Genomic DNA, 16,141 nt, shown 5'->3' on the forward strand with positions numbered 1-16,141 from the left:
GCACCCCATTGTTTGTTTCTGAAAGGACAAGACATGACAATCGTTGATGCCAACATGCACTGGCTGCCGGACACGCTGTTCACCGACCAGAAGCTGCAGGACGCCATGATGGCCTGCATTCCGCGCCAGCATGGACTGCATGCCCGCGTCGAGACGGTCGAAGGCAAGAACATCCGCCAGATCATCATCGAAGAGCCCAAGGGCTATGCGAACATCAATTACGCCGAGGGCCAGTACAATATCGAAAGCCAGCTGGAGGACATGGACAGGGCCGGCGTCGACAAGGCCGTGTTCCGCATTCCGGTCTGGCAGGAATGGCTGGACCTCGAATGCTCGAAACAGATCAACGATCGGCTGGCCGATTATGTCTCGCGCAGCAACGGCCGCTTCACGGCGCTTGCCGTGGCGCCGCCTTGGGGTGACCAGGCCTCGATCCGCGAAGTCGAGCGCTGCATCAACGAGCTCGGCTTCAAGGGCGTGCAGATGGCCTGCAAATATGGCGACATCTACCTCGATAACGAGGCGTTCTTCCCGTATTTCGAGTTCCTCAACGACCTGAACGTGCCGATCGTCGTGCACCACACCCCGTTGCCGGTGGACTACGGTTCGATCCTCGACTTCAACAACCAGCGCCGCCAGTACGGTCGCTGCATCGCGCAGGCAACCGCCGTCGGCCGCGAGCTGTTCTCCGGCCTGTTCGATCGCTTCCCGAACCTCAAGCTCAGCCATTCCATGCTCGGTGGCGGCTTCTTCGCCTTCGTCGACATGCTGGTGCCGAAGCCGAAGCACTCTTACGGAGATGCCGTGGACCGCTTCGATACGGGCCGGACGAGCCTGCGCGACCAGCTGCGCAAGAACCTGTTCTTCGACATTTCCGGCGCGCCGCAATGGGGCAAGGCGCAGCTCGAATGCGCCATCGAAGTGCTGGGCGAGGACAACATCCTCTACGGCGCCTCCTATCCGATCCGCAAGGACTGGTTCTTCGACGGCGTTGGGGCAGTGAAGGAACTCAACGTCTCTGACGAGGTCAAGGCCAAGGTCCTCGGCCTCAACGCCATCAAACTCTTCAATCTCTGAGCGACCCATGATTGCCGGCGGCTGGAAGATCCGGGCGCCGGTGATATGTTTTCCTTTGGAAAATGCGGCGGTGAGAACCGCCGCGGGGAAACGAGCCAAGGGAGATGACCTATGCAACTGAATGATCCGACCCTGTTCCGCGAAGCCGCGCTCATCGGCGACCGCTGGATCGATGCCGATCGATCGAACGCGATCGAGGTGAACAATCCCGCGACCGGCGAGATCATCGGCCTTGTGCCGAAGCTCGGTGCGGCGGAAACGCGGGCGGCGATCGAGGCGGCGCAGGCCGCCCAGAAGGGCTGGGCCGCGAAGACGGCCAAGGAGCGGTCCGGCATCCTGCGCAAATGGTTCGAGCTGATGATTGCCAACAAGGACGATCTCGGAAAGATCCTCACGCTCGAACAGGGCAAGCCGCTCGCCGAGGCGACGGGCGAGATCGTCTATGGTGCAAGCTTCGTGGAATGGTTCGCGGAAGAGGGACGCCGCATCTATGGCGACCTCATTCCCGGCCACCAGCCGGACAAGCGCATCCTGGTGATGAAGCAGCCGATCGGTGTGGTGGCGGCGATCACGCCGTGGAACTTCCCGAATGCGATGATTACCCGCAAGGCAGGCCCGGCGCTCGCCGCCGGCTGCGCCATGGTGCTGAAGCCCGCTTCCCAGACGCCGTTCTCGGCCATTGCGCTGGCAGTACTGGCCGAACGCGCCGGCCTGCCGAAAGGCCTGTTCAGCGTCATCACCGGCTCGGCCCGCGAGATCGGTGCCGAGATGACCGCCAATCCGATCGTCCGCAAGCTGACGTTTACCGGTTCCACCGAGATCGGCGCCGAGCTCTACAAGCAGTCCGCGCCGACCATCAAGAAGCTCGGGCTAGAGCTTGGCGGCAACGCGCCCTTCATCGTCTTCGACGATGCCGATCTCGACGCGGCCGTGGAAGGCGCGCTGATCGCCAAATACCGCAACAACGGCCAGACCTGCGTCTGCGCCAATCGCCTCTACGTGCAGGACGGCGTTTATGACGCCTTCGCCGGCAAGCTCGCGGCGGCAGTGGCCAAGCTGAAGACCGGCAACGGTTTCGACGAGGGTGTCGTCCTCGGTCCGCTGATCGACAAGGCGGCGCTCGACAAGGTCGAGGAACATGTGACAGACGCCGTCTCCAAGGGTGCGCGGGTCATCAGCGGCGGCAAACGCCATGCGCTCGGCGGCACGTTCTACGAGGCGACGGTGATTGCCGACGTCACCAAGGACATGGCCATGGCGCGTGAGGAGACGTTCGGGCCGGTCGCGCCGCTGTTCCGCTTCACCGACGAGGCGGATGTCATCGCCCAGGCCAACGACACCGAATTCGGTCTCGCCTCGTATTTCTACGCCCGCGACCTGTCGCGCGTCTTCCGGGTCGCGGAAGCACTCGAATACGGCATGGTCGGCGTCAATACCGGCCTGATCTCGACGGCCGAAGCGCCGTTCGGGGGCGTCAAGCTTTCCGGTCTCGGCCGCGAAGGCTCCCGCTACGGCATCGAGGAATTCACCGAAATCAAATATGTCTGCCTCGGCGGCATTGCATAGGGAGCGTTCAGGATTGCAATGACTTATCCAAGATTTGCCAGCTTTTCTGGCCCGCGCGGCGATGGCTACGGCCTCGTGACCGACAAGGGTATCGTCGATCTTGCGGGCCGCTACCGCGACCGCTGGGCGACCCTCAAGGACGTCGTCGCGGATGGCGCACTGACGCGGTTGGCAGGCGAAGCCGGCGGTCTTGGTGAGGATTTCGGCCTCGGCGATGTCCGCTTCGCGATCCCGATCCGGACGCCGGAAAAGATCATCTGCGTCGGGGTGAATTTCCCCGACCGGAACGAGGAATACAAGGACGGCAAGGCCGCGTCCTCCTATCCGTCCCTGTTTCCCCGGTTTCCGGGTTCCTTCACCGGCCACGGCCAGCCGCTGATCCGTCCGCCGGAAAGCGCCCAGCTGGATTACGAGGGCGAGATCGCCATCGTCATCGGCAAGAGCGGCCGGCGCATCCCGGAGGCAAGCGCGCTCGACCATGTCGCGGCGATCACGCTCGCCAACGAAGGCACGATCCGCGACTGGACGCGCCACGGCAAGTTCAACGTCACGCAGGGCAAGAATTTCGACCGCAGCGGCTCGATCGGTCCCTGGCTTGTGCCGTTTACCGACGAGGCGCAGCTGGCCGACATCCACCTCGAGACACGGGTGAACGGCGAACTGCGGCAGGAGGATCGGACGAGCCGCATGACCTTCTCGTTCCGTCACATCCTCGCCTACATCTCCACCTTCACGACACTTGTTCCGGGCGACGTCATCATCACCGGCACGCCGACCGGGGCTGGCGCGCGCTTCGATCCGCCGCGCTGGCTCAAGCCCGGCGACGTCATCGAAGTCGAGGCCGACGGGATCGGCATCCTGCGCAACACCGTCGCCGACGAGGCCTGACCATGCTCTCCGAAAAAGATATCGCCACTGCGGCGGAAGACCTCGACCGCGCCGAAAGAACCCGCGAGCAGATCGGCATTCTCTCGCTGAAACACCCCGGCATGACCATGGACGACGCCTATGCGGTCCAGGCCGCCTGGGTGAAGAAGAAGATCGCCGATGGCCGGCGGGTGGTCGGCTGGAAGATCGGGCTCACCTCCAAGGCGATGCAATATGCGCTGAACATCGACATTCCCGATTCCGGGGTGCTGTTCGACGACATGCTGTTCGAGGACGGCGCGACCATCCCCAAGGACCGCTTCATCCAGCCGCGCATCGAGGCGGAGATCGCCTTCGTCATGAAGGCGCCGCTCAAGGGTCCGAACATAAACGTCTTCGACGTGCTGAACGCCACGGACTATGTCACGCCGGCGCTGGAAATCCTCGACACCCGCATCCTGCGCGCCGATCCCGAGACGAAGAAGGCCCGCACCATCGTCGATACGATCTCGGACAATGCCGCCAACGCCGGCATCGTCATCGGCGGGCGGCAGATGCGGCCCGACCAGGTCGACATGCGCTGGATGGGTGCTATCGTCTCGCGCAATGCCGAGGTGGAGGAGACCGGGCTCGGCGCCGGTGTGCTCAACCATCCGGCGCGCGGCATCGCCTGGCTTGCCAACCGGCTTTCCGCCTATGGCGACCACATCGAAGCCGGCCAGATCGTGCTCGCCGGCTCCTTCATCCGGCCGATCGAGGCGCGGCACGGCGACACGATCACTGCCGATTTCGGCCCCTATGGGACCATAAGCTCCTTCTTCGCCTGAGGTTTTGCAATGCCCGCTCCAAAAAACAGCTTCAAACAGGCCCTGTCCGAAGGCAGGCCGCAGATCGGCCTCTGGCTGGCGCTCGCCAATCCCTATACGGCCGAGATCCTTGGCGGGGCCGGTTATGACTGGCTGCTTCTCGACGGTGAGCATGCGCCGAACGACGTGCCGCTGCTGACCGTGCAGCTGCAGGCGCTGGCCCGTTCCGAAAGCCATGCGATTATCCGGCCGCCGATCGGCGAGACGTGGCTGATCAAGCAATTGCTCGACATCGGCGCACAGACGCTGCTGGTGCCGATGGTGGAGAGCGGCGAACAGGCTGCGGCGCTTGTAAAAGCCGTACGGTATCCGCCGCATGGCGTCCGGGGCGTCGGCGCCGCACTTGCCAGGGCGTCCGCCTTCAACCGCATCCCCGACTACCTGCAGACTGCCAATGACGAGATCTGCCTCCTCCTGCAGATCGAAAGCCGGGCGGGCATTGCGGCGCTCGACGAGATCGCCACCACGGACGGCGTCGACGGCGTGTTCATCGGCCCGTCGGATCTCGCCGCCGACATGGGCTATCTCGGCCGGCCGGGTGCGCCGGAAGTGCAGGCGGCCGTGGAGGATGCGATCCGGCGCATCCGAACGCACGGCAAGGCGGCCGGCATCCTGACCGCCGACCAGGCCTTCGCCCGCCGCTGCCTCGACCTCGGCGCGACCTTCGTCGCCATCGGCAACGACGTGACGATGCTCGCAAACGCATCCTCGAAACTGCTCGCCGATTTCAAGGCGGAGGCATCGGTCGCCGTCACGGCAGCGAAGGACCCCTACGGCTGAAACGCAGGCCGCGCATTCACCATGTCGTCATTCTCGTCCGCCCTGCTCGGGGCACGGACATATTGTTCTTGGAAAAAAGCGCATTTCTGGCGCATTATGGCGGCATGAGGCAAGGAAGGAGGAGTCTTTGTCCCGCGTGCCGTTCGACTATCCGTCCCATGCCGATGATCCCGGTGAGGAGGCGCTGCTTGAAAATGCCGAGCCGGCCACCCGCGAGGATGCGTCGGGTGCGCAGAGCATCCATCGTGCCATGCAGGTGATGCGCATCCTTGCCGCCGAAGGCGAGGATGGTTTGCGGCTGACCGAGATCGCCCTTCGGCTGCAGCTGTCCTATCCGACCGCCCATCGCATCCTGAAGGCGCTGGAGCTGGAGGGCGTCGTCGAGCGGGCGCACGGATCGCGGCGTTATACGATCGGCACCGAAATGATGTGGTTCGGACTGCGCGCCTCCACGCGGTTTCCCATCAAGGCGGCGTCTGCCCAGACGCTCGACCGGCTGTCGGACGAGATCGGCGATACCATCCTGCTCACCGTCCGCAGCGGCCACGATTCCGTCTGCGTCGACCGCCGGGCGAAATCGTCGGCCGTGCACGTGACGGCCGCAGCCATCGGCTCCCGCCTGCCGCTCGGCGTGACGCCGGGAGGCCGGGCGATGCTCGCCTTCCTGCCGGAGCGAATGTCGCAATCCATCATCGCCGCCAACGCGCCGCATCTCGATGCCTATAATTCGTCCGAAATCAGCGTCGGCGAATATCTGAAGGCGACCAAGGCCAAGGGCTATGGCATCTGCGAGGGGCTGACGGTGCGCGAAACGCTCGCGCTCACCGTTCCGGTCTTCGATGCGGGCGGCGTACCGGTTGCGGCGCTCAGTGCGATCACCGCAAGGCGCCGCATGCCCGATCACCGGCTCGGCGAGGTCGTCCGGGTGCTGAGCCGGTCCGCCAAGGAAATTTCCAACGCGCTCCTGCGCAGCAATATCGAGAAATCGAAACTGGCCGGTCTGGCTGTCGGTTAAGCCTTGTCGCGATAAAGCTTCAGCAGCGCCTTGCCATAGTCGTTGCCGTTGGGGATGCGGCTGATGACGTGGATATGGTATTTGGCCGGTTCCTCGTTGGTCAGCCACATGCCGTTGTGGTGGTCGAATTCCAGCATGATCACCGGGCTCTGGATGCGGAAATAGAAAGGGTCCTCATCGCCTGACCCGCCGATCCAGCTCCACCATGTCTCGTCGAGATGGCTTGCGATCCGCTTGAGCTGTGCTGCGCGCGGCGCGTCGGGCAGGTGCTCGATGAAGGTCTCGATCAGCTGCATCAGCTTGGTCCGCTGCGCTGTCGTGAATTCCGAGGCGCGCACGCCTTCGAGCGGGATGACCCGGTTGTCCTGAAACGCACCGCCGAGATGGCGCTGGTCGGCGAAGTTGAAACGGCCCGGCGGCATGGCCGGGTCTTCCATCAGTTTGTAGATCGTTGCGCGGTCACGCAGCTCCGGTGCGAGCGACTGCATGAGTTCCAGCCCCAGCCGCTCCTCATCCTCGAAAAGCGTGAAGCAATTGCCGTTGCCGCGGTCGATGATATTGGGTTCGACGCCCATGAAGGTCGGCGAGATGACGATCTGGCGGCCGATGATGAAGCAGTTGAAGCCGACATGGTGACCATAGATGCTCCAGCCCCAGGGCTCGGTTGGCGACGGTTCTCCGAACATCAGGAAGTGATAGGTCCACTCGCTCATGATGTTGCGCAGGTCGTAGAGCTCGCCGAGATAGAGATTGGCGGAGAGCAGGTTTCTGATTTTCACGAAACCCTTGGCACTGGTGCAGGCCGCCAGCAGGCCGAGAAAGGCCGCGTGTGATTGCTCGGACGTATTTTCCAGCCGGATTCCATAGTCGTTGAACGGGATTTCCGGATTGTACCAGCCGCGCCACTGGGGCGCATCGACCGCATGGCTGGCCTTGTCACGCTGGTTGGCATCGAGCGTCGCAAGAAACGCTTCGGCGGCCTTCACGGCGCCTTCCACCGTAAAGCCTTCGTCGGCGAGTTCGAAAAGGCCGGGCGTCGCATTGCCATCGGCGGTGATGCCGACGAAGGGTTCGGAATAACGGGTCTGCCATTCGGCGTTGAGCGCGATTGCCCGCGGCGTTTCCAGGATCGGTTTCGCATACGTAAAGGGATCGAGCCCGCGCGCCGAGAGGATGCGCGGAGAATCCGTCGGGAGAAGATTGTCGCGAAAATCCTTGGGCGTCATGGCTCCATCCTCCTCATGCGAGCGGCCGCGACGATGGCGTTGCTGCCATCGCGGTCGCCGACATTTATCGGAAAAAATCTATTTTACAAATAAAATCTTTTTTCTTTCGTTTCCTCGGTTTTATGCTAGAGCTTGGCCGTGGAGGCGCGCATGGCAAACAGCAAGACGGCGGAAGTTTACGAGACGCTGAAGACCGAGCTGCTGGACGGTGTCCACGCGCCGGGAGCCAAGCTTGCGATCGACCAGATCGCCGAGCGCTTCAGCGTCAATCCCGGCGCGGTGCGCGAGGCATTGTCGCGGCTCACCTCGGACCGGCTGGTGATTGCCCAGCCGCAACGCGGGTTCGTGGTCGCGCCGGTTTCGGCCGGCGACCTTCTCGATCTGACGGCCGTTCGTATCGATATCGAGACCCGTTGCCTCAGGCATTCGATCGAGCTGGGCTCGATCGAATGGGAGGGCAGGCTGCTGGGCACCTGGCATCAGCTGTCGCGTACCCAGGCGGTCGGCGGCGGGCATGCCAATCCCGAATGGGTGAAGCTGCATGGGCAATTCCATGACGATCTCATCGCGGCCTGCGATTCCGTCTGGTGGCTGCGGCTGCGCGAGGCGCTCTACATGCAGGCCGAACGCTATCGCCGGATGATCCTGCCGCAGGCGCGCGGTGGCCGCAATGTCGAGGCCGAGCACCGGACCATCCTGGAACTCACGCTGTCGCGGGATGCCGAGCGCGCCTGTGCGGCTCTCACCGAACACCTGAACACGACGGCGGAAATCCTGCTGTCTTCCGGCGCGGACCTGCTCGGAGAAGCGCGGTCCGGGCGCGGGGCTCTCAAGAAACAGTTGGAGGAGAACTGACATGCCCTATTCCAAGCCAGACGACTTCGAACTCGATGACATGGAAATGGCCGCCAACGATCCGGCGCCGAAGCGCAGTACCCGCCGCGACGAATCCGGCACCCAGTGCATCCACCGCTCGCTTGGCGTCATGCGCCTTCTCGCAAGCGGTTCGCGACACGGCCTGAAGCTCGTCGATATCGCCGCGGCACTGGATCTTTCGCATCCCACCACCCACCGCATCCTCAAGGCACTGGAAGAGGAAGGTGTGGTCGAACGGGTGCATGGCTCGCGCCGCTATACGGTGGGCGCGGAAGCGGCCTGGCTCGGGCTTGCCGCGACCGACCGCTTCCCGATCAATGCGGCGGCCGCTCCCGTTCTCGACGGGCTTTCCAAGGCGATCGGCGACCCGGTGTTTCTCGCGGTCGCAAGCCGGCACGACACGATCTACGCCGACCGGCGGATCGGCGCTTTCCCGTCGCAGACGGTAAGGTTGTCGATCGGCGCCCGGCGTCCGCTCGGCGTCAGCATCGCGGGCCGCACGATGCTCGCCTTCATGCCGGAGCGGAAGGTGGACGAGGTGCTGACCACGAATGCGCCTCGTTTCGACGCCTATCAGTGCAATGCCGGCATCATACTTGAGGGCATGCGGGAGGCGCGCAATCGCGGTTACCTCTGCGCCGACAGCGTCACCGCCAGCGAGAACCGGGTGATTTCGGTGCCGGTGCTCAACATGGTCGGCGCGCCCGTCGCGGCAATCAGCATCATCGCCCCGCATCACCGCCTGCCCGCCTCGCGCATTCCCCGGCTGGTGCCGATGCTGCGCGCCGCCGCCCAGGATATTTCGCGCAGCCTGACGGAGAAGGCGAAGGTCGCCTGAACGGTTTGCGGATGGGCGGGGGAGGTCATGTCAGCCGACTTTTCGCAATGTGAACAAAGGCCGACTGCTTCGTTGCGCCGGGACCCGGCTCGCGAAATGGTGGGGTGAACCGGTCGCAGCATCTGACCCGCACCGGAGCATCCGGGTGAGGCATGACGCAGTTGCAGAGGCAGGACATCGAATATTTCCATGACGGCGTACGCATGGTCGGGGCCTTCCGGTCACCGGCGAACGATGGCCGGTCACGGCCGGGCGTGCTGGTGGTGCATGGCGCCGGCGGGCTGAACGAGCACGTCATCGGCTGCGCGGAACGCATTGCGGCACTTGGTTATGCGGTGCTGGCAATCGATCTCTGGGGCGACCGCCGGCTGCTGACCAATCCGGCTGACATCGGCCCGATGCTTGGCCGGTTCGCCGGCGACCGGGGTCTCTGGATGGGACGCTTCGAGGCGGCGCGCGTGGCTCTGGCATCCCAGCCGGGCGTCGATGAGGCGCGGATCGGGGCCGTCGGTTATTGCTTCGGTGGGGCGACGGTTCTTGAGCATGTCCGCACGGCCGGCAGATTGCAGGGCGTCGTCAGCTTTCACGGGGGGCTCGATCTCGTCGCCGACGACTGGTCTTCCGCCGGTCGCGGGACCGCCGTGCTGATCTGCACCGGCGCCGAGGACCCGATGGCAAAGCCTGCCGATCTCGACCGGGTCCAGCATGCCATGACCGGGGCCGGCATCCGCTGGGAGGCCGATCTCTACAGCCATGCCAAACATGCGTTCACCGAACCGGACCGGCCGGGCATGCCGCCTTTCGCCGCCTATGACGCACGGGCCGATCGCCGGTCCTGGAACGCCATGCGGTCGTTTTTCGAGGAAGTCTTCGCCGGCTGAAGGGCTGGGGATTGGAACAGGGAAGAGGAAACGGGATGGATCTCGGGATCAAGGGGCGCACGGCGCTGATATGCGCCTCGTCGCAGGGGTTGGGCCTTGCCTGCGCCAGGTCGCTGGCGCGCGAAGGGGTTTCCGTGACGCTGAACGGGCGGGATGCGGCCAAGCTCGAAACCGTCGCCGCGGGTCTCCGGGCCGAAATCGAGGGCGCGGCGGTGGATTTCATCGCCGCCGACCTGACGACGACCGAAGGACGCGCCGCGATCCTCGCCGCCAGGCCCGATGTCGACATTCTGGTGACGAACAATGCGGGTCCGCCGCCGGGCGGGCTTGAGGACTGGGACGAGGCGGCGATCCTCGGCGCGGTCGGCGCCAATTTCCTGCCGGCCATCCAACTGATGCGGGCCTATATTCCCGGCATGCAGGCGCGGCGTTTCGGCCGGATCGTCAACATCACCTCGGCCATGGTGAAATCGCCGCATTACATGATGGGCCTGTCGACCTCGGCCCGCGCTGGCCTGACGGCGATCAGCAAGGCGATCAGCCGGTCGGTCGTCGCCGACAACGTGACGATCAACAATATCCTGCCCGAACGCATCGACACACCGCGCCAGGAATTCATGGCGCAGCGGCTGATGAAGCAGCATGGCATCGACCGGGACGAGGCGCGCCGGCGCAGCGTCGAGACCATCGCCGCCAAGCGTTTCGGTCGGCCGGAGGAATTCGGTGATGCCTGCGCCTATCTCTGCAGTGCCCAGGCAAGTTTCATCTCCGGCCAGAACCTGCAACTGGATGGGGGCTCCTATGACGGCCTCATCTGAAAATCCGCGTGACGACGACATCGCGGAGATCGAGGAGACGGAAAAGGCCCGCCAGCGTGCGCTGACCTCGCTGGACGTTCCTGCGCTGGAATGGCTTCTCGCCGACGACCTGATCCATGTCCACAGCACCGGCATGGTGCACGACAAGCGGCAGTTCATCGCGCATGTGCAGCGCATGGGCGGGTTCCGGTCGATCAAGCGCGGGCCGCTGGATATCCGCGTCGATGGACCTATCGCCCTCGTCACCGGATCGACGGTCAACGGCGTGCGCTCGCCCGAAACCGGCGAGAATGTCGATCTGGAAGGGTTTTCGACGATCGTCATGCGCCGGGGCGAACCGGGATGGCAGATCGTGCTTTCGCAGCTCACCCTTTTCCGCAAGGCGCCGGGCTCGACATGAGCGGCAGCATCCGGATATTCAATCGAGGAGGAATACCATCATGAAGCTGGCTCGTTTCACCGAGGGCGGCCGCACGCGCATCGGCAAGGTCGTGGAGGAGAATGTCGTCGACCTGTCGGGGATCGAAGGCGTCGGGTCCTCGATGCGGCAGCTGCTCGCCGATCTTGACGGCCTCCGTCCGGCGCTGGAAGCCGCGACGGCTCCGGCCTTGCCGCTTTCGACGGTCACGCTGGAAGCGCCGGTCGGCGACCCGCAGAAATTCCTCGGCATCGGCATGAACTACCGAAAACATGCGGAAGAGGCGCGGGCCGCCGGCATCCCCATTCCGACCAGCCAGCTCTGGTTCAACAAGCAGGTTTCCTGCCTCAACGGCCCGTTCGGCACGGTCACCAAGCCGTCCGTATCGGAAAAGATGGATTACGAGGTCGAACTCGGCGTCGTCATCGGCCGCCGCTGCCGGCATGTGACGAAGGAGGACGCTCGCTCCGTCATCGCCGGTTACCTGATCGTCAACGACGTCTCGGTGCGCGACTGGCAGCACGCCACCTTCACGCTCGGCAAGTCCTTCGACACCCATGGCCCGACCGGCCCGTGGATCACCACCGACGACGAGATCGCCGATCCGCTGGCGCTCGAAATGATGTCGATGGTCAATGGAGACGTCCGTCAGCAAGAACTGACCGATGGCATGATCTACAATATCTACGAGCAGATCGCCTATCTCTCGACGATCATGACCCTGGAGCCGGGCGATATCCTGGCGACCGGCACGCCGTCCGGCATCGGCGCGCCCACCGGACGCTTCCTGGTGCCGGGCGATGTCGTCCGGATGGAAATTACCGGGCTCGGTCATATCGAGAACCGCGTCGTCGCGGAAAAGGCGGCTGCGGAATAACAATGCCGGGCAGAAACAGCAAACCGCGCCGCCGGGTCCGGGCAGCGCGGTTTTGCGTTTTGGTGAGGTCCCTCAGTCGCCGATCGTCTCGTGGGCGTCCGCCTTGCCCTTCGCCCAGTAGCCGGAGGCCTTGATCCAGCCGAGCGGGAAGCCGCGTTTTTCGAGCAGGTGGGTCTTGACCGCGCGCGCGACCGAAGCCTCGGCTGCGATCCAGACGAAGGTTTCCGGCTCCAGCGTCACCCTTTCGAGCGCCGCGATCACGCCGGAAGCGTCCGTCGCCCGGGAAAGCGGCCGATGCACCCAGATCGTCTCGAGATTGGCCCGGGTTTCGAAGACCTGTTCTTCCTCGGGCCCGGCGACCATGCCGATGCTGACGATCGAAACGCCTTGTCCGGTTTCCTCGATGCGGCGGCCCATTGCGGGGAGGGCGGTTTCGTCGCCGATGAGGATCCAGCGCCTGATCCCGGAAATGACGGCCGAGCCGCGGGGCCCGCCAACGGAGAGCTTGTCTCCCGGCTTTGCATCAATCGCCCATTGGGTCGCCGGGCCGGCTTCGTGAACCGCGAAGTCCAGCACCAGCGAGCGGGCCTGATTGTCATAACGGCGCGGCGTGTAATCGCGCCGTTCCGGTTCGCCGACCGCCACGGGCAGGAAAATCTTGACGTGGTCGTCCGCCCCGGCGCTGACGAAATCCGCCAGATCCTCGCCGGTCAGCGTGATGCGCAGCATTTGCGGGGTGACGTGGTCAACGCTGGTGACAGTCAGTTCGCGCCGCTTGATTTCGTGGCGCACCCGCTCGATCTGCGGCAAGGAGGCCGTTGCCGCCAGGGCTTGCGTCGAAAGATCGTTCATCTGTGTCCTTTCATGGAATTCGGCGCTCGGTCCGCCGGATGGGACCCGCGCAGCCCGATCATCGCGTCGAGTAGCTTGACCTCCACGGTCTGCCTCACGCAGTCACAAAGGTGACAGTTACATACTTGAATACGAAGGGCACAGGCAATGGTTTCGTGGATTCTGAACGCCAATGTCCACCAAGTGGAAGATGCGCTTTTTTGGAGTCCGTTCGGCGTGACAGTCGGTCGGCTTGAGCGTCAGATTGCGTAACGATCGGGCCTTCGCGAGATCAAATCCGGGAACGAAGCGTCGCCGGAGGGCGGGCGAGGTGTCCACGATGATCCGCAATATGGCTTGCGTTCCAGAAAGTCGAAATACCAATAAAATGGCATCCCTTGCTAGCCCGCCAGAGTTAGCTCTGCGGTGTAACGCGATTGAGGCAAGCGACTGGATTCCGGACTCCAGTCGCAAGGCGGGACCATTGCTGATGGTGGGGGTCTTCCCGCACCGCCATCATGGTTTGCTACTGGTGATTCGTATATCCACCAGACGATCTATGTTTGCGCTGATAAGAACGGCGCCCGCCTGCCGCACGCTTTACGGCGCGGCCGGCTTCCGCAAATGGCCTCGCCCACGCTCTAGAAAGTCGCCGTCAGGCCAAGCTTGAAGGTTCGGCCCGGAGAGGGAACCAGACCGAAGCTCAGCGGCTCGATGTAGTAGACATCCGTCAGGTTCTCGATGCCGAGGTCGAGCGTCATATGATCACCGACCTTGTAGCTCGCGAAGACGTCGATGAGCGTATAGGGGTTCCATGGCATGGCGCGGATGAAGCTCGATCCGCCGCCGCCGGGAGTTTCGGCGTCCGCCGCCCGCGGGCCGATATGGCTGATCCGGCCGCTCACCGTCAGCTTTTCGTCGAAGAAAGACTTGCTCAAGGTCGCGACCAGCGAATATTCCGGCGGAACCTGATTGGTCGCATAGTCGGCGGCCAGCGAACTGTCCACGCAGGTATCCGCCGTGCGGCAAAACTCGACATTGGTGTAGTAGTTTGCCGAAAGATCGGCCGTGAACGTGCCTGTCTCGTAATGCGCCGACAGTTCCAGCCCCTCGAATTTCGCCCTGTCGATGTTGTAGATCCGCATCGAGAAGGTCGAGGTGTTGTAGCGGCGGCTGATATAGTCGTGGATGTCATTGTGGAAATAGGCGAGCTTGACGCCCAGCCGGTCGTCGGATGTCAGGAGGCCTTGACGGTTGACGTTGACGCCGAGTTCGAAATTGTGCGCGGTTTCCGGACCGAGCCCGGGGTCTGCGCTCAGGAGGAAGCCGCGTGTTCCTTCCATCAGGGACGGAAGGCGGGACGCATCGAAATAACGACCGAAGACGCTGATGCCCTGGAAGGGTTCGACCGTCACGCCGAGGTTGAAGCCGTCTGTCGTTCCGTCGCGCTGGCTCTGGCCGTAGAACTGCGAAAGATCGGCGATCTCGTAGCTCTGGTAACGCAGTCCGCCGTCGAGGGCCAGCCAGTCGAGAGGCTTCCAGTTGGCCCGGATGAACAGGCTTTTTTCGGTCCGTTCGCCCTCCCTGGACGGAATGCCGTTCCAGATCTCTTCTTCAGGACCTGTCGCCTCTTCGAGATAGGCGCCTCCGTACTGGAAGGACAGGTCGCCGAAACTGGTGGCGAAGCGCGAGATGTTGGAAATATCCGCGCCGGTGGTCTTCACCCACTTCACATCCCCCAGATAGCCGCCTGAGATCGGCGTCTGTTCGACAAGGTCGGTTTTCCAGACGGAGGCCCGCAGGTCGACCAGCTCGCTTTCCGGGTCGTAGTGATAACGGACCCCATAGCGTTTCAGGTCGACGTTCGAAAGTGACTGGGCATAGATCGTGTCGATGCCGGGCTGAATGTTCTGCGGATAGGTTTCGCCGTATTCACTCCGGTAGCGCGATGCGTTGAATTCAATCTCGTGATCGTCGAGGTGGACGGTCGCCTTGCCCATGGACGACTCGGTGTTCTCGGACGTGTTGAGGACTTCCTCACCCGGCAGGTAACGGGTGATGCCGGGCGTGTACCAGCCGACATAGGGTGCGCAATCGGCTGGCGTCACGCTGCAGGAGGCCGGGGCTGATGTTTCCTGCGGCGCGTCGTCTCCGTTGGAGCCCGCATGGTAGTTTCCGAACCTGCGGCGCGAATAGCCTGCCAGCAGATCGAGATATTCCGTCTTCATGGCACCGACAATGCTTCCCGACCCTGCGGTGGTGTCGAGAAAGTCGGGCCGCTCGATGTCGGTCAGGATGCCGTTGTTGGGCTGCAGCATGCTGCGCTGGGTGCCCTTGCCGTATGACGTCGTATTCCCCGCGGCATCGCCCTTGATCCGCAGCCCGAAGATGTTCCCGTCTTTGACGATGTCGTCCGCATTGATCGTGCGCATTTCCACCAGGCCGCCGATCGCGCCGGCGCCGGCCGGCCCGCTCGATGCGCCTTTCTCGATATTGACGCCGCCGATGAAGTCGGGATCAACGAAGGTCCGGTTGCCGACGCCTTGATAGCCGCGATAGACTGAGGTGGAGTTGATGGTGCCGTCCACGGTCACCGGCACGCGGCCTTGCCCCTGCATGCCGCGGATGTTGACATCGAGGCTGCCGCTGTTGCGGCTTTCTCCCGAGAGGACGCCTGCCGTGTTCTTGAGCATGTCGGCCGGCGCCGTCCCGCGGTAGCGATCGATCTGCTCCTCGGAAATGAAGGCGACGGAGCCGGGCGTTTCATAGACGCCGTCTCCGCCGCCGTCCCAGCGCAGCCTGCCGCGCTTGAGCGTGATCGGGGCGAGAATGGTGTCGCCCGAAGCGGCTTCTGATCCGGAGGCGGCGAAGATCGCGACCGTGGTGGCATTGCTGAACTGATACTGTACGCCGGTTCCCGAAAGGAGCTGGGCAAGCGCCTGTTCCGGCGACATCCTGCCCTTCACCGGCCTGCCGACCCCGGCGATCGGGTTGTTTTCGCGGTAGACGACGGCAAGGCCGGCAATCCGGGCGATATCGTTCACCGCCTTGGCAATCGGCGTCGAAGGAATGTCGAAGTCATATTGTCTCGCTGCCGCCGATTGCTGGGCATGGGAAACCCTCGGATTTCCTTCCGCGACCGCAAGCACGGCGGCCACCAGAAATGCCAGGCGAGCCGGCCCCTTCCATTTACTCATTGCAACAT

15 protein-coding genes are annotated in these 16,141 nt (G+C 63.7%); 12 read left to right on the forward strand and 3 right to left on the reverse strand.

The features are described from left to right. Positions 1-33: 33 nt before the first annotated feature. The 6 genes from PMI07_RS11220 to PMI07_RS11245 all read left to right on the forward strand — a co-directional run bounded on the left by PMI07_RS11220 (position 34) and on the right by PMI07_RS11245 (position 6,171). On the forward strand, positions 34-1,077 hold the full coding sequence (locus tag PMI07_RS11220; RefSeq protein WP_007757695.1) for an amidohydrolase family protein: 1,044 nt from the start codon (positions 34-36) through the stop codon (positions 1,075-1,077). Positions 1,078-1,188: 111 nt separating this feature from the next. After that, positions 1,189-2,643, forward strand: coding sequence for an NADP-dependent succinate-semialdehyde dehydrogenase (gene gabD / locus PMI07_RS11225; protein WP_007757694.1), 1,455 nt, complete (start codon positions 1,189-1,191; stop codon positions 2,641-2,643). Positions 2,644-2,661: 18 nt separating this feature from the next. Then, a complete protein-coding gene (locus PMI07_RS11230) occupies positions 2,662-3,531 on the forward strand; it encodes a fumarylacetoacetate hydrolase family protein (protein ID WP_007757693.1) in 870 nt (289 codons plus the stop codon). Positions 3,532-3,533: 2 nt separating this feature from the next. Next, positions 3,534-4,337 carry a 2-oxo-hept-4-ene-1,7-dioate hydratase gene (gene hpaH, locus PMI07_RS11235; protein WP_007757692.1) on the forward strand — a complete coding sequence of 268 codons (804 nt, stop codon included), beginning with the start codon at positions 3,534-3,536 and terminating at the stop codon, positions 4,335-4,337. Positions 4,338-4,346: 9 nt separating this feature from the next. Continuing rightward, complete coding sequence (gene hpaI / locus PMI07_RS11240) at positions 4,347-5,156, forward strand: 4-hydroxy-2-oxoheptanedioate aldolase (RefSeq protein WP_007757691.1); 810 nt, start codon at positions 4,347-4,349, stop codon at positions 5,154-5,156. 136 nt (positions 5,157-5,292) lie between these two features. Continuing rightward, complete coding sequence (locus tag PMI07_RS11245) at positions 5,293-6,171, forward strand: IclR family transcriptional regulator (RefSeq protein ID WP_245277160.1); 879 nt, start codon at positions 5,293-5,295, stop codon at positions 6,169-6,171. Here the strand turns inward: PMI07_RS11245 and PMI07_RS11250 are convergent. Then, positions 6,168-7,397, reverse strand: coding sequence for a DUF3500 domain-containing protein (locus tag PMI07_RS11250; protein WP_007765106.1), 1,230 nt, complete (start codon positions 7,395-7,397; stop codon positions 6,168-6,170). The genes PMI07_RS11245 and PMI07_RS11250 overlap by 4 nt on opposite strands. A gap of 150 nt (positions 7,398-7,547) precedes the next feature. Here PMI07_RS11250 and PMI07_RS11255 point away from each other — a divergent pair, with 150 nt between their 5' ends. The 6 genes from PMI07_RS11255 to PMI07_RS11280 all read left to right on the forward strand — a co-directional run bounded on the left by PMI07_RS11255 (position 7,548) and on the right by PMI07_RS11280 (position 12,105). Next, a complete protein-coding gene (locus PMI07_RS11255) occupies positions 7,548-8,252 on the forward strand; it encodes a GntR family transcriptional regulator (protein ID WP_024163741.1) in 705 nt (234 codons plus the stop codon). A 1-nt stretch (position 8,253) separates the two neighbouring features. Then, positions 8,254-9,111, forward strand: coding sequence for an IclR family transcriptional regulator (locus PMI07_RS11260; protein WP_007767816.1), 858 nt, complete (start codon positions 8,254-8,256; stop codon positions 9,109-9,111). A gap of 152 nt (positions 9,112-9,263) precedes the next feature. After that, positions 9,264-9,992, forward strand: coding sequence for a dienelactone hydrolase family protein (locus tag PMI07_RS11265; RefSeq protein WP_007767813.1), 729 nt, complete (start codon positions 9,264-9,266; stop codon positions 9,990-9,992). Positions 9,993-10,027: 35 nt separating this feature from the next. Then, on the forward strand, positions 10,028-10,810 hold the full coding sequence (locus PMI07_RS11270) for an SDR family oxidoreductase (RefSeq protein WP_007767810.1): 783 nt from the start codon (positions 10,028-10,030) through the stop codon (positions 10,808-10,810). Next, positions 10,794-11,210 (forward strand): nuclear transport factor 2 family protein, encoded by a 417-nt coding sequence (locus PMI07_RS11275; protein ID WP_007767809.1) that lies wholly within the window; start codon positions 10,794-10,796, stop codon positions 11,208-11,210. The genes PMI07_RS11270 and PMI07_RS11275 overlap by 17 nt, the downstream gene beginning before the upstream one ends. A 40-nt stretch (positions 11,211-11,250) precedes the next feature. After that, positions 11,251-12,105, forward strand: a complete 855-nt coding sequence (locus PMI07_RS11280; protein ID WP_024163742.1) for a fumarylacetoacetate hydrolase family protein — start codon at positions 11,251-11,253, stop codon at positions 12,103-12,105. Positions 12,106-12,177: 72 nt separating this feature from the next. On the opposite strand, the gene PMI07_RS11285 is transcribed toward PMI07_RS11280, so the two are convergent. Both PMI07_RS11285 and PMI07_RS11290 read right to left on the reverse strand, forming a co-directional pair. After that, the gene (locus tag PMI07_RS11285; protein WP_007760748.1) at positions 12,178-12,957 is read right to left on the reverse strand and encodes a siderophore-interacting protein; all 780 of its coding nucleotides are present in this window, start codon (positions 12,955-12,957) and stop codon (positions 12,178-12,180) included. Between the two features lie 620 nt (positions 12,958-13,577). After that, complete coding sequence (locus PMI07_RS11290) at positions 13,578-16,133, reverse strand: TonB-dependent receptor (protein WP_024163743.1); 2,556 nt, start codon at positions 16,131-16,133, stop codon at positions 13,578-13,580. Positions 16,134-16,141: the final 8 nt, after the last annotated feature.

It is taken from the genome of Rhizobium sp. CF080, assembly GCF_000282095.2.
Taxonomy (GTDB): Bacteria; Pseudomonadota; Alphaproteobacteria; order Rhizobiales; family Rhizobiaceae; genus Neorhizobium.

Bases quoted from the DNA above. Each gene is read 5' to 3' on its own strand.
- PMI07_RS11220 (WP_007757695.1), top strand. From the start codon at position 34: ATGACAATCGTTGATGCCAACATGCACTGGCTGCCGGACACGCTGTTC.
- gabD (WP_007757694.1), top strand. From the start codon at position 1,189: ATGCAACTGAATGATCCGACCCTGTTCCGCGAAGCCGCGCTCATCGGC.
- PMI07_RS11230 (WP_007757693.1), top strand. From the start codon at position 2,662: ATGACTTATCCAAGATTTGCCAGCTTTTCTGGCCCGCGCGGCGATGGC.
- hpaH (WP_007757692.1), top strand. From the start codon at position 3,534: ATGCTCTCCGAAAAAGATATCGCCACTGCGGCGGAAGACCTCGACCGC.
- hpaI (WP_007757691.1), top strand. From the start codon at position 4,347: ATGCCCGCTCCAAAAAACAGCTTCAAACAGGCCCTGTCCGAAGGCAGG.
- PMI07_RS11250 (WP_007765106.1), bottom strand. From the start codon at position 7,397: ATGACGCCCAAGGATTTTCGCGACAATCTTCTCCCGACGGATTCTCCG.
- PMI07_RS11255 (WP_024163741.1), top strand. From the start codon at position 7,548: ATGGCAAACAGCAAGACGGCGGAAGTTTACGAGACGCTGAAGACCGAG.
- PMI07_RS11260 (WP_007767816.1), top strand. From the start codon at position 8,254: ATGCCCTATTCCAAGCCAGACGACTTCGAACTCGATGACATGGAAATG.
- PMI07_RS11265 (WP_007767813.1), top strand. From the start codon at position 9,264: ATGACGCAGTTGCAGAGGCAGGACATCGAATATTTCCATGACGGCGTA.
- PMI07_RS11270 (WP_007767810.1), top strand. From the start codon at position 10,028: ATGGATCTCGGGATCAAGGGGCGCACGGCGCTGATATGCGCCTCGTCG.
- PMI07_RS11275 (WP_007767809.1), top strand. From the start codon at position 10,794: ATGACGGCCTCATCTGAAAATCCGCGTGACGACGACATCGCGGAGATC.
- PMI07_RS11280 (WP_024163742.1), top strand. From the start codon at position 11,251: ATGAAGCTGGCTCGTTTCACCGAGGGCGGCCGCACGCGCATCGGCAAG.
- PMI07_RS11285 (WP_007760748.1), bottom strand. From the start codon at position 12,957: ATGAACGATCTTTCGACGCAAGCCCTGGCGGCAACGGCCTCCTTGCCG.
- PMI07_RS11290 (WP_024163743.1), bottom strand. From the start codon at position 16,133: ATGAGTAAATGGAAGGGGCCGGCTCGCCTGGCATTTCTGGTGGCCGCC.